Origin of the sequence: Arthrobacter sp. USHLN218 (assembly GCF_037144715.1) — a bacterium.
Lineage (GTDB): Bacteria > Actinomycetota > Actinomycetes > Actinomycetales > Micrococcaceae > Crystallibacter.
In genome coordinates this window covers 635,694-647,799 of sequence record NZ_JBBCYT010000001.1, presented here as the reverse complement: position 1 = coordinate 647,799, position 12,106 = coordinate 635,694, and the positions used below count along the sequence as shown (strand labels likewise).

The 12,106-nt window shown below is 68.2% G+C and carries 9 protein-coding genes; 3 read left to right on the top strand and 6 right to left on the bottom strand.

Going from position 1 to position 12,106, the window contains the following annotated elements; translation table 11 throughout:
• Positions 1-199: 199 nt before the first annotated feature.
• Positions 200-2,362: an amylo-alpha-1,6-glucosidase gene (locus WFH44_RS02805; protein ID WP_336711561.1), complete on the top strand. Its 2,163-nt coding sequence runs from the start codon at positions 200-202 to the stop codon at positions 2,360-2,362.
• 14 nt (positions 2,363-2,376) lie between these two features.
• On the top strand, positions 2,377-3,429 hold the full coding sequence (locus WFH44_RS02800) for a glycosyltransferase family 4 protein (RefSeq protein ID WP_336711559.1): 1,053 nt from the start codon (positions 2,377-2,379) through the stop codon (positions 3,427-3,429).
• Positions 3,430-3,517: 88 nt separating this feature from the next.
• On the opposite strand, the gene WFH44_RS02795 is transcribed toward WFH44_RS02800, so the two are convergent.
• The 6 genes from WFH44_RS02795 to WFH44_RS02770 all read right to left on the bottom strand — a co-directional run bounded on the left by WFH44_RS02795 (position 3,518) and on the right by WFH44_RS02770 (position 9,334).
• Positions 3,518-4,432, bottom strand: coding sequence for an aminoglycoside phosphotransferase family protein (locus tag WFH44_RS02795; protein WP_336711557.1), 915 nt, complete (start codon positions 4,430-4,432; stop codon positions 3,518-3,520).
• Positions 4,433-4,615: 183 nt separating this feature from the next.
• The gene (gene gatB / locus WFH44_RS02790) at positions 4,616-6,130 is read right to left on the bottom strand and encodes an Asp-tRNA(Asn)/Glu-tRNA(Gln) amidotransferase subunit GatB (RefSeq protein WP_336711555.1); all 1,515 of its coding nucleotides are present in this window, start codon (positions 6,128-6,130) and stop codon (positions 4,616-4,618) included.
• Entirely contained in the window at positions 6,130-7,656 is a 1,527-nt protein-coding gene (gatA, locus tag WFH44_RS02785; protein ID WP_336711554.1) for an Asp-tRNA(Asn)/Glu-tRNA(Gln) amidotransferase subunit GatA, read from the bottom strand. Before gatA ends, gatB begins: the two co-directional genes overlap by 1 nt.
• A gap of 4 nt (positions 7,657-7,660) precedes the next feature.
• Positions 7,661-7,957: an Asp-tRNA(Asn)/Glu-tRNA(Gln) amidotransferase subunit GatC gene (gatC, locus tag WFH44_RS02780; protein WP_336711553.1), complete on the bottom strand. Its 297-nt coding sequence runs from the start codon at positions 7,955-7,957 to the stop codon at positions 7,661-7,663.
• A gap of 74 nt (positions 7,958-8,031) precedes the next feature.
• Positions 8,032-8,532: a GNAT family N-acetyltransferase gene (locus tag WFH44_RS02775; protein ID WP_336711551.1), complete on the bottom strand. Its 501-nt coding sequence runs from the start codon at positions 8,530-8,532 to the stop codon at positions 8,032-8,034.
• A 94-nt stretch (positions 8,533-8,626) separates the two neighbouring features.
• Complete coding sequence (locus WFH44_RS02770; RefSeq protein WP_336711549.1) at positions 8,627-9,334, bottom strand: hypothetical protein; 708 nt, start codon at positions 9,332-9,334, stop codon at positions 8,627-8,629.
• A 950-nt stretch (positions 9,335-10,284) separates the two neighbouring features.
• Here WFH44_RS02770 and WFH44_RS02765 point away from each other — a divergent pair.
• A complete protein-coding gene (locus WFH44_RS02765) occupies positions 10,285-11,934 on the top strand; it encodes an HNH endonuclease signature motif containing protein (protein ID WP_336711547.1) in 1,650 nt (549 codons plus the stop codon).
• Positions 11,935-12,106: the final 172 nt, after the last annotated feature.

The following is a 12,106-nucleotide window of genomic DNA, read 5'->3' as shown; positions in this document are numbered from 1 at the left end:
GGCACGCGGGCGACGGCGGGTGCGCATCTTTTGCTGTGCTGCTTTTGGTGCTTTTATGTTAGGGGGGCCCTAAACCCGAGACATCGGAGCACGACGTGGCCGGTCAGCTGTTCAGGATTTTTCGTTCCGCTCGCCGCCACGATCCGCCACACATGGGTAGACGTTTCAGCTCCGCTCCCGGGCCCGGGAAGGTCCGGGCATGACCGGCTGGAGCGAGGAGAACACCGCCGGTTCCGCCGGCGAAAGCGCGGTGACTCTGCTGGAAGGGACGTCCTTCTGCATTTCCTTCGCCAACGGCGACATCAATTCCCAACGGCCGCACGGCTTCTTCTACCGCGACACCCGGTTCATCTCGGACTGGCTGCTGACCATTAATGACCGTCCCGTCGAGGCGCTAGAGGCCATTGTCTTCGAGCCCTACCGGGCAATGTTCATCGGCCGCGCACAACGCACCGACGGCCTGGCCGACAGCCACCTGCTGGTGGAGCGGCGCAGGAGCATCAATGTGGGTGTCCACGAGGACGTGACGGTCTCCAACTACTCCCGGGAGCCGGCGGCCTGCAAGCTCGTGCTGACGGTGGGAGCGGACTTCGCTGACCTGTTCGAGGTGAAAGCTGGCCTGACGCAGGTGGCCCATGCCCAAGGCGCGGAGCTGCTGGCGGACAAACTGGTGGTGGAATCCAGGGGCCTGCCAATGCTGGCACGCACCGTTGTGGCGGCGGAGGATGCGCGCGTCGATGGCAACCGGATCTGCTACGACATGGTGATCCCGGCCCAGCAGCGCTGGACGGCCTCGATTACGGCGCTCCCCGGCATGGACACCAGCAGTCCTGTCGATGAGCTCGCCATTCCCCACCAGCAGGTGCATTCGTCCTTGCCCGAAGAGCGGCTGATGGAATGGCGCCGGAACTCTCCGCTGGCCCGCTTCGACAATCAGGACTTTGAGAAGGTTCTCGAGCAAAGCCAATCAGACCTAGGCTCGCTGCGGATTTTCGATCCCGATCATCCCGGCCGTGTGGTGGTTGCCGCAGGATCGCCCTGGTTCATGGCCCTCTTCGGCCGCGACTCGCTGCTGACGTCGTTCATGTGCCTGCCTCTGGACCCGTCGTTGGCTCTCGGAACGCTGCAAACCCTCGCGGAACGGCAGGGCACGGAGGTGGATCCGCGCAGCGAGGAACAGCCGGGCAAGATCCTGCACGAGGTGCGTTTCGGCGCCAGCGTTGGCCGCCTGCTCGGCGGAGACAACGCCTACTACGGTTCCATCGACGCGACGCCCCTCTTCGTCACGCTAGCGGGCGAGCTGACCCGCTGGGGCTTCTGGTCCGAGGTCCAGGCCTCCCTGATGCCCGCCGTCGATCGCGCTTTGGACTGGATCATCCAGTACGGCGACGCTGACGGTGACGGCTTCGTGGAGTACGCCAGGGCCACCGAGAAGGGCCTGCTGAACCAAGGCTGGAAGGATTCCTGGGACGGCGTCAATTTTGCCGACGGCAGCCTCGCCCAAGCACCCATCGCACTCTGCGAGGTGCAGGGTTACGTCTACGCGGCCTACATCAGCCGCGCCCTGATGGCCCAGGCCGCCGGGGACCTCCGGCTCGCCGCCGACTGGGGAGCCCGCGCCGCGGAGCTGAAGAAGGACTTCAACGAGAAGTTCTGGCTGGAAGACCGCGGCTACTTCGCCATCGCCCTGGACAGGGACAAGCGCCCGGTCGACGCCTGCGCGTCCAATATGGGGCACTGTCTGTGGAGCGGCATCGTGGACAATGAGAAGGCGCCGCAGGTGGCCAGGCGGCTGCTGTCCCCCGAGATGTTCTCCGGTTGGGGCGTGCGTACGCTGGCGACGGACATGGGCGCCTACAATCCCGCCAGCTACCACAACGGCTCCGTATGGCCGCACGACAACGCCTTGGTCGCCGCCGGGCTCATGCGCTACGGCTTCATGGACGAGGCCCTCCAGATCACTCGAGGGCTCTTCGCAGCAGCGAACATTTTCGGCGGACGGCTGCCGGAACTGTTCTGCGGCCTGGACCGGCGCACCTACCCGAGGCCGGTTCCGTACCCGACCTCCTGCTCGCCGCAGGCATGGGCGGCCGCGGCCCCCGTGCATCTGATGCGGGTCATGCTCAGGTTCGACCCGTGCATGACCCACAACGGCCTGTGGCTCGCGCCGACCGTTCCGGAGGAGATCGGCGACCTGAAGGTCTCGAACGTCCCGCTGGCCGGCGCCCGCATCTCGATCTCGGTTGCCGACGGGCAAACCGAGGTAGAGGGCGTCCCCGATTCCATCGAACTTCACTACGCACCGCGAAAACCGCTGGCGGACCTGCTGGACGTCTACGCCGCAGGCCACGCCGGTCTCTAGGCAGGAGCAACACCATGCGCATCGGTATCATCGCCCCACCATGGCTCCGGATTCCCCCGTCCGGCTATGGCGGCATCGAATCCGTGGTCGATTCCCTGGCCCGGGAGTTCGCCGCGGCCGGGCATGACGTCCTCCTGGCGGGCGCCGAGGGCAGCACCTGCCCCGTTGACCACGTCCGGGGGCTTCCTGCACAGGAGCTCACCTGCCTGGGGGCCAACATCGACGAACTGGCACACTCGGTGCTGGCCCACGAAGCGCTTGGTGACGTGGACATCATCCACGACCACACCCTCGCCGGCCCCTTATCGCTCCACCGTCCGCCCGGCATCCCGCTGGTCACCACCGCCCATGGTCCCCTTACCGGAGCGTTCCGCACCCTCTACCGCGCCATTGCCATGCATGCGCCGCTGATCGCCATCGCCCGCCACCAGGCGGTGGGGGCTCCGGAGGTGCGGATCCGCCAAGTCATCCACCACGGCATCGACGCCGCCACCGTTCCGGTTGGCAGCGGCGACGGCGGCTACGCCTGCTTCCTCGGCCGGATGCATCCGGACAAAGGCCTGCACCAGGCCATCGAAATAGCCCGCGAAGCCGACGTGCCGTTGCGGATCGCTGCCCGAGTGCAGGGCGGCTGCGAGTGCGAGTACTTCGAATCGGTAATCAAGCCGTTGCTGCAGCCGCCGGTCGAATTCCTCGGCGAGCTGACGGCTCACGAGAAGTACGACCTCCTCGGCGGAGCAGTCGCACTGCTGAACCCTATCCAATGGCCGGAACCGTTCGGCATGGTGATGATCGAGGCGATGGCGGCCGGTACACCCGTCATCGCGACGCTGCGGGGCGCCGCGCCCGAAATCATCGAAGACGGCAGCACCGGTTTCCTCCGGAGCGGCAACCGGCAGCTCGCCGCCGCGCTCCGGCAGGCGGAGTCTTTGGACAGGGCGCGGTGCCGCAAGGTGACCGAGACCTACTTCAGCGCCGAGCGGATGGCGGAAGAACACCTGCGGCTCTTCGCCGAAGTCATCGACCATCAGCCGGGCCGCCGCGGCAGCCCCGTCCCCGCCTCCTGACAACTTCGCACGTCCGCCGCGGTTGTAGGCGTCCAGGCCCCTCCGCGGGCCTCGTCCCGGTGCCCGTCCGCACGAGCCTCTGCGCGGCTCAGCCCGCAAGGACCTGTTCCAGTGCCTCTTCCCCGATCTTGCGGATCACCGGATTATCTTCCGAGGCATCCAGCATTGCGGTGGCCATGTTCAGCGCCCAGCCGCGCGCACGGATCCACGTCGCTGCGTCGATGGCGGCCGCCGCGCCGATGCCCGGCACGCCGGTCTGCGCCGAGCCGAGCCTGTCCCTGAAGTCGCACCGTCCGGCCTCGTCGAAGACCAGCCAGGCCGCCGCGAGGTCCGTAGCCGGGTCCCCCGCTGCCAGGTCGCCGAAATCGATCACGGCCGCGAGCCGGCCATCGCGCAGGACCAGGTTCGCCGGGTGCAGGTCCCCGTGCAGCCATCGAGGCTCCCCGGTCCACGGCGGGGCCGCACTGAGCTCGGTCCACAGCCGGCCAACCTCGGCCGCGTGCGGAACCAAGCCGCCCGCGAGCCGCCGGCGAACCTGCGGATCCCGCGTCGGAAGCGGCACGCCGCGCACCGGATTGCGCGGCGCCTCAGGCGGGGCCGGACGGTGGAAGGCGGCCACGAACTCCGCCAGCCCGCCCGCCGCCCCGCGCCGCTGTCCCGGGGTGGCCCGTGCCGCCGTCGTACCTTCGATCCATGGGACCACGGACCACGGCCAGGGAAAGAACGACGACGGGGCGCCGCACCGTAGTGGTGTCGGCGTTGCGACGGCCAGTCCCGCTGCCAGTTCCGGCAGCCAACGCTGCTCGTGGCGCAGCAGCGGCACGGCCGCTTCCCGGCGCGGCAGCCGCACCGCGAGGTCTTCGCCGAGGCGGAAGACGGCGTTGTCCCAGCCGTTCGCCGCCAGCCGGAGCGGCAGCCCGGCAAGGTCCGGGGCCTGCTCGGCGAGCAACCGGCGCACCAGCGGGGCATCGATCTCCAGGTCGGCTGCGGGCATCAGGGCCATGCACCCTATTAAACCCGGCGGTTAACGCGAACCGCTCCGGTTTGGTTCTTCCGCTCCGCATCGAAGCGGAGCGTGAAATCCAAACCGGAGCGGTAACCCAATCCGGAGCCGCAGCTCAAACCAGAGCACTGTTTCCAAACCGGAGCGGCTTCCCGGACCGCCTGCGCAGCGGATCCCGGTTGCTTAGCCCTTGACGCCGAGGCGTTCGAAGATCAGCTCGCGGACACGGCCGGCGTCGGCCTGTCCGCGGGTGGCCTTCATGACCCCGCCTACGATGGCGCCGGCCGCCTGGACCTTGCCGCCGCGGATCTTCTCCGCCACGTCGGGCTGGGCGGCGAGGGCCGCGTCGATGGCCTCGAGGAGGGGGCCGTCATCCGACACGACGGCCAGGCCGCGCTTGGCGATGACTTCCTCGGGCGTGCCTTCGCCGGCGAGGACGCCGTCGAGCACCTGGCGGGCCAGCTTGTCGTTGATCTTGCCGGCCTGGACGAGCTTGTCCAGCTCCACGATCAGCTCGGGGCTGACGCCCACGTCCACCGGATCAACTTCGGCTTCCTTGGCCCGGCGGGAGATCTCGCCCATCCACCACTTGCGGGCGACGGCGGCGGAGGCACCGGCGGCGATGGTCTCCTCGATCACGTCCATAACACCGGCATTGAGCACGTCGCGGAACTCGGCGTCCGAGTAGCCCCAGGCGGCCTTGAGCTTCTTGCGCCGCTCGACCGGCGGCTCGGGCAGCCGGCTGCGCAGCTCCTCGATCCACTCCGGGGTGGTGACGACGGGGACCAGATCCGGCTCCGGGAAGTAGCGGTAGTCGTCCGCGTCCGACTTGGGCCGGCCCGAGGTGGTGGTGCGGGTGTCCTCGTGCCAGTGCCGGGTTTCCTGCGTGACCTTGGCGCCGGAGTCCAGGACCGCGGCGTGCCGCTGGATCTCGAAGCGGACGGCGCGCTCGACCGAGCGCAGCGAGTTCACGTTCTTGGTCTCCGAGCGGGTGCCGAACGTGGTGGTGCCCTTCGGCATCAGCGAGACGTTGGCGTCGCAGCGGACGTTGCCGCGTTCCATGCGCGCATCGGAAACGCCGAGGTTCTTCACGATCTCGCGGATGGCCGCGACGTAGGCCTTGGCCAGCTCGGGTGCGCGGGAGCCGGCCCCGACGATCGGCTTGGTGACGATCTCGACCAGCGGCACGCCGGCGCGGTTGTAGTCCACCAGCGAGTACTCGGCGCCCTGGATGCGGCCGGTTGCTCCGCCCATGTGGGTGAGCTTGCCAGCGTCCTCTTCCATGTGCGCCCGCTCGATCTCGATGCGGAAAACTTCGCCGTCCTCGAGTTCGATGTCCAGGTAGCCGTCGTAGCAGATCGGGTCCTCGTACTGCGAGGTCTGGAAGTTCTTCGGGGTGTCCGGGTAGAAGTAGTTCTTCCGGGCGAAGAAGCAGGATTCGGCGATCTTGCAGTTCAGCGCCAGGCCGATCATGATCGAGTATTCGACCGCGGCCTTGTTGACCACCGGCAGCACGCCCGGAAGGCCGAGGTCCACCGGGGAGATGGCGGTGTTCGGCTCATCCCCGAAGATGTTCGGGGCGGCGGAGAACATCTTGGTCTTGGTGTTGAGCTCCACGTGGACCTCGAAACCAAGCACCGGGTCGTACTTCTCCATGGCCTCATCGAAGGACAGGACTTCGTCCGTAACAGCGGTCATTAGTTGGCTCCTGACATGGTTTCGGCGGTGCTGGCGCTCAGGTCGGGGACCTTGGCCAGCAGCGGCCCGCCCCACTTCTCCTCGAGCAGCGATTCGAGCACGTGGCCCACCCGGTACAGCCGGGCGTCCTCACGCGCCGGGGCGAGGAACTGGATGCCTACCGGCAGCCCGTCCGCCAGGCCGCCGGGCACGGAGATACCGGGCACGCCGGCCAGGTTCGCCGGGATGGTCGCGACATCGTTCAGGTACATGGCCAGCGGATCGTCGAGCTTCTCCCCCAGCTTGAAGGCGGTAGTCGGCGCCGTCGGAGAGATCAGGACGTCCGCCTGGGCGAAGGCGGCGTCAAAGTCGCGCTGCACGAGGGTGCGGACCTTCTGCGCCGAACCGTAGTAGGCGTCGTAGTAGCCGGCCGAGAGGGCGTAGGTGCCCAGGATGATGCGGCGCTTGACCTCGTCGCCGAAGCCAGCGGCACGGGTCGCGCCCATGACCCGCTCAATCGTCAGCGGGCCGTCCGCCGGCAGCACCCGCTGCCCGTACCGCACGCCGTCGAACTTGGCCAGGTTGGAGGACGCCTCGCTCGGCATGATCAGGTAGTAGGCACCCAGCGCGTAACGGAAGTTCGGGCAGGAAACCTCAACGATCTCTGCCCCCGCGCCGCGCAGCAGCTCGAGGGACTCGTCGAAGCGCTCCTGGACACCGGCGTCGTACCCCTCGCCCTGAAGCTCGCGGACCACACCGATCCGCAGCCCTCGCACGTCGCCGTTCCGCGCTGCCTCGGCGAGGGCGCCCACGGGATCGGTCAAGGACGTCGAGTCGTGCGGATCGTGTCCTCCGATGACCTCGTGCAGCAGCGCCGAGTCCAGCACCGTACGGGAAACCGGGCCGATCTGGTCCAGCGAGGAGGCCATAGCGATGGCACCGTAACGCGAGACCCCGCCGTAGGTCGGCTTGACGCCCACCGAACCAGTCACCGAGGCGGGCTGCCGGATGGAGCCGCCGGTGTCGGTGCCCAGCGCCAGCGGGGCTTCGAAGGCCGCGACGGCCGCCGCGGACCCGCCGCCGGAGCCGCCGGGGATCCGGTCCAGGTCCCACGGGTTGCGGGTCGGGCCGTAGGCGGAGTGCTCGGTGGAGGAGCCCATCGCGAACTCGTCCAGGTTGGTCTTGCCCAGCATCGGCATCTTCGCCGCGCGGATCTTCTTGATCACCGTCGCGTCGTACGGGCTCATCCAGCCCTCGAGGATCTTCGAACCGGCCGTGGTCGGCTGGCCGACGGTGACAATCAGGTCCTTGATGGCAATCGGCACGCCGGCCAGCACCGGCAGGTCCTCGCCGGCGGCCCGGGCCTTGTCCACGTCGGCCGCGACGGCCAGCGCTTCCTCGGTGTTGACGTGCAGGAAGGCATTGACGCTGCCATCCACCTCGGCGATGCGGTCCAGGTGCGCCTGGGTGACCTCGACGGAGGAAACCTCCTTGGCGGCCAGCAGTTCGGCCAGCCGGGCGGCGCTGCTGCGGAAAAGTTCTGTCATGTCTTTACTCCTCGTCCAGGATGGCGGGGACCTTGAAGCGGCCGTCGGCCGAATCCGGTGCACCGGACAGCGCCTGCTCGTTGGTCAGCGTCTCGCCGACAACGTCCTCGCGGAAGACGTTGGTCAGCGGGATCGGGTGGGATGTGGCCGGCACATCGTCGCCGGCGGCTTCCTGGACGGATTTGATCGAGTCAACGATGACATCGAGCTCGCCGGCCATACGGTCCAGCTCAGCGTCGGCCATCTCAATGTGGGCCAGCCGCGCTAAATGCGCCACGGCCTCACGGTTGATCTCAGACATGAGTCTCCTACGCGGATTGATTGGGTTTTCTACCAACCAGTCTACTTGCGCGCCGGAGGGGCCGGGCGCGTGGTTCAGCGGGCCAGCGGCTTCACGAACACCAGCAGCGCAATATCCTCGTCCGGCACCTTCCAGTCGCGCTCGGGCACGCGGACGAACCCGAGCGATTCGTAGAGCCGGTGGGCCCCGCGCATATTGTCCACACTGGTCAGGCTCACCGAGTGGATGCCGGGGAGGGTCTGCGCATAATCAAGGATGGCCTGCACCATCGCCTTCCCCACGCCGCCGCGCTGCAGCTGCGGATCCACCGCAAGCATCCTGAACTCCAGCTCCCCCGGACGCGCGATATCCGAGTACTCCTGGCCCTCCAACGTCAGCGCGACCGAGCCGGCAATCCGCCCGTCCACCTCGGCCACCCACACAATCGCGTGCTCGGCACGGTGGGCAACGTCACCCAAGATCTCGAGGTATTCGTCTTCCTCGCGCAGATGCCCGCCGGAAAGGTACGCCTGCCGGGTAATCCGGGCAACGTCGTCGTAATCGCCAGCAGTAGCGGGACGGATGGTGATGCTCATGAAACGGCAAGGTCCTTCGGCAATCGGGGCAAGTACGACGGCGGCCTGCCGCCGTTCCATTCTGCCTCACCCCAGGCCGCGGCCTGCGCGGCGGCTAAGACGCGCGGGCGCCGTCCGGCCCGTCCCGCAGCGGCGCCAACTCCGGAGCCACCCGCCGCTCGAGCGCGGCCACGGCCTCCGGCGGCAGGGCCAGCAGCCCGTCCAGTTCCTTCCTCGCCCGGCGATAGGCGAGCTGCCGCTCAGCCGAAGTGCCCGCGCTATCCACCGCAATGGTCAGCAAACGCCGGGCCGTATTGAGCCTCTGGCGCTCCGGACCGCTGAAATGCTGGTCCTTGATCCGGCGAGCCTCGCGCTCGGCGATCTCGAAAGCAACCTCGTAGGCGCGCACCGCATCGCGGTACTCCTGCAGCCGTTCTGCCGTCGAGATGTCCTCGGCGACCGCCGGCCTCAGCCCATCCGCGACCCGCTTGGCCCGGAGGAACCCGACCGTGAGAGGCTCCCGCACGTCGGACATCATCGGAAAATCGATCAGCTTGGCCACGTCCAGCTCGTACTCCAGCCAGCGGGCGTTCACAGAAGCGTGGTCCACCATGACTGCTGCCGTGTCACGGCGAAGCTGGTCCAGCCACGCCGCCGCGCTGTCCCTGCGCTCACGCTCCGCGCGCGCCTCCGCCTCCCGACGCGCCTTGTGCTTCAGGTGCTTCCGGCGGGTGCGGTGGAACTTCTGCCCCATGCCTGAGAACACGGCGAAGCCCACCCAGATCATCCACCAGGGAAAACCATCCGAGAAGAGCTCATTCATCGCCGCTCACCATTACATGGTGGCATGCACCCGGCAGGTGCTCAATCCCGCACGCGGCAGTTCATCCATCCCCCGGACAACCGCCACCCTGCCACCACCCCGGACTCAGCTGACCTACTCCCGCGACATGGCTTCCCTAGCCTCCATGGCCACCCCACGCACCCACACGCCCCGTTTCCCGCAGCCTCCCCGGCCACCCACGCACCCGCACGCCCCGTTTCCCGCAGCCACCCCGGCCTCCCCACACATCCGCGCGCCCCACGTCCCTAGCCCTCCCCGGCCACCCACGCATCCGCCCGCCCCGTTTTGCCCTCCACGTGGACATCGATTTGCAACTTCTCCACATCCGAAGAATCCGACCGGATTCTGTCAGTACCCGCTTATAGCGTTGGGACATGGAAAAGGTTCCTGAAGAGCAGCCTGAGGCGTGGATGATCAGTCCTGCGCCCGCGATCGCTCACGAGGGCCGCTTCTCCGTCTTCGAATATCAGCTGCACAAAACCCTGCTCGAGCAGTGGCTGCGCAGCGTGTACCCGAGCAGTGACGCCCACCCAACGAATTCACAAGGCTCTTCGCCGCACCGAAGCACACGCGCCATCGCGGCACGTCGAAACGACGGCGGAATTACTGTCCCCATCGACGGGCCCAATGATGAGGACCCCGAGGTCGCAACGGATTCCACTACATCTGCAGAAGGATCCCAAGTCGACCCTGTTCTACCTCGAACTGGCGCCGAGGCAGATTCGGCCGCAATCCCTGTTCCTTCTCCGCCTGCTAAAGGAACCGAACCCCCAGCCATAGAGTCCCCTGGCGAAGCTGAGCCGAATCCAAAACCCGTTGACGAGCCCCACGATCTGGATGCGGCGGAGCCCGTTTCCGCTGATCCCGAGACTGTCTTCGGGCCGCCGGCGGATGCGGATGCGGATGCGGACGGGGTACCGGATTGGGCGTTGTCGCCAGCGCAGCGGGCCAAACGGGAGCAGGCCAGGGAAGCAGCTAAGCCGAAGCCGCCGGCGTTGGTGGAGCACGGGCCGGTGGAGTGGTTCCAGGCCTGGCGGGACATCGCACCCGCGGACCTGGCCGTGGTGCTGGCCCGGCAGGACCCGGCGGGGCTGGCGGACGGGGTGCTGCTGGAGTACCTGGCCGCGGTGGAAAAGGTGACCGCGTCCTGGCAGGGGCTGCGGGTGTGCGGGCTGGGCGAGTTCGCCTCCCGCCGCACCGAACACGGATCCCCGCTGATGGGTGCGGAGGGCCATGACCGGGGCACGGTGCGGGAACTGGCCGCGCACCTGCACCAATCCCAGAAAACCCTGGTCCCGGAACTCGCCGACGCGGTCCAGCTCTGCGCGCACTTCCCGGACACGATGGCGGCGATGGGTGAGGGGCGGGTGGACCTGGGCCGGGCGACCGCGATCGTGCGCGGCTCCCGCGACCTGCCCGCCGCGGTATTGGGCGAGTATGAGCAGGCGGTTCTGCCCGGCGCCGAGCACGTGGTCCGCGAGACCGTGCAGGACCGCGCCCGCGCTGCCCGGCACCGGCTGCACCCGCAGACCCTTCAGGAGCGGCATGCCCGGGCGATGGAGCACCGCGGCCTGTGGTTCCGGCCGCAGGAGGACGGGATGGCCGAACTGAGCGTGCAGACCGGCGCCGACACCGCGATGAGTGTCTATAACCTGGTGCAGGAGCACGCGAAACACCTCAAAACCCTCGACGGCGAAACCCGCACCCTGGCCCAGCTGCGCGCCGACGTCTTCACCGATCTCTGCCTCCAACCCCCGGCCACCGCCGCTACCGCGGGTACCGGTGACAGCAGCCACGGTGAAGGCAGCATCGGCGCCCCTGTCGAGGCTGCTGCCCACGCCGTCGGCTCTGCCGTCAATGGCGGGAGCCAGGCTTCTGGGCCGGCGTCGGCCGGTGCTGCCGCGGCCGGGCAGGGCGGGCTCTACGGTCCGGCGGCCGCCGGGACCGGGTCCGCCGCCAGCGGTACCGCCGGCACGGCCGACGGGGCAGCGGGTGCGGCGGTGGAACGCAGTGTCGGTGAGGTGTGGGGCGGCGGGAACGTGAAGGCGTTCGTCGCGGTGACAATCCCGCTGGCCACCGCGGCGGGCGGGGACGAGCCGGGCGAGCTGGCCGGGTACGGGCCGATCCCGCCCGGCATGGCCCGCCGGCTGGCCGGCCTGGCGAAATCCTGGCTGCCGGTCATCACCGACGAACACGACCAGGCCGTCATCGTGGCCCGCGAGATGCGCCACCCGCCCGAATGGCTCAAACGCCAAGTCCGGTTACGCGACGAAACCTGCCGCGGGCTCGGCTGCCGTACCCATTGGAAGCACTGCGAACTTGACCACACCCAGGCGTGGGAACACGGCGGCAAAACCGAACTCGATAACCTCGTCCTGCGCTGCAAACCCGACCACCTGGCCAAACACAACGACGGCTGGCACACCACCCAGCACCCCCACGGCCTGATCCGCCACCAAACCAAAACCGGCCAGACCTACACCAGCTACCCCGACGGCTCCTGGATCAGCCACGGCATCACACCACCCCCACCCCCACCACCCGACCCCCTCAACGACACCACACCACCACCCTTCTAAGCGCGCCTGGAACTCCGGTACGCCGGGAGCTCCGGTAAGCGGGGGCAAGATCTGCGGTCTCCTACACTGGCGCACCACAACAGCGGGACCCGCGCCCCGGAGACCGAGCCGAACCGCATCCGAGCGCAAACCCAACAGCCGAACCGCGCGAAAAAGCCGCGCTCCTCAGCGG

Coding starts and splice junctions, on each gene's coding strand:
- WFH44_RS02795 (WP_336711557.1), bottom strand. CDS start 4,432: ATGGCCCTGATGCCCGCAGCCGACCTGGAGATCGATGCCCCGCTGGTG.
- WFH44_RS02805 (WP_336711561.1), top strand. CDS start 200: ATGACCGGCTGGAGCGAGGAGAACACCGCCGGTTCCGCCGGCGAAAGC.
- gatA (WP_336711554.1), bottom strand. CDS start 7,656: ATGACAGAACTTTTCCGCAGCAGCGCCGCCCGGCTGGCCGAACTGCTG.
- WFH44_RS02770 (WP_336711549.1), bottom strand. CDS start 9,334: ATGAATGAGCTCTTCTCGGATGGTTTTCCCTGGTGGATGATCTGGGTG.
- WFH44_RS02800 (WP_336711559.1), top strand. CDS start 2,377: ATGCGCATCGGTATCATCGCCCCACCATGGCTCCGGATTCCCCCGTCC.
- WFH44_RS02775 (WP_336711551.1), bottom strand. CDS start 8,532: ATGAGCATCACCATCCGTCCCGCTACTGCTGGCGATTACGACGACGTT.
- gatC (WP_336711553.1), bottom strand. CDS start 7,957: ATGTCTGAGATCAACCGTGAGGCCGTGGCGCATTTAGCGCGGCTGGCC.
- gatB (WP_336711555.1), bottom strand. CDS start 6,130: ATGACCGCTGTTACGGACGAAGTCCTGTCCTTCGATGAGGCCATGGAG.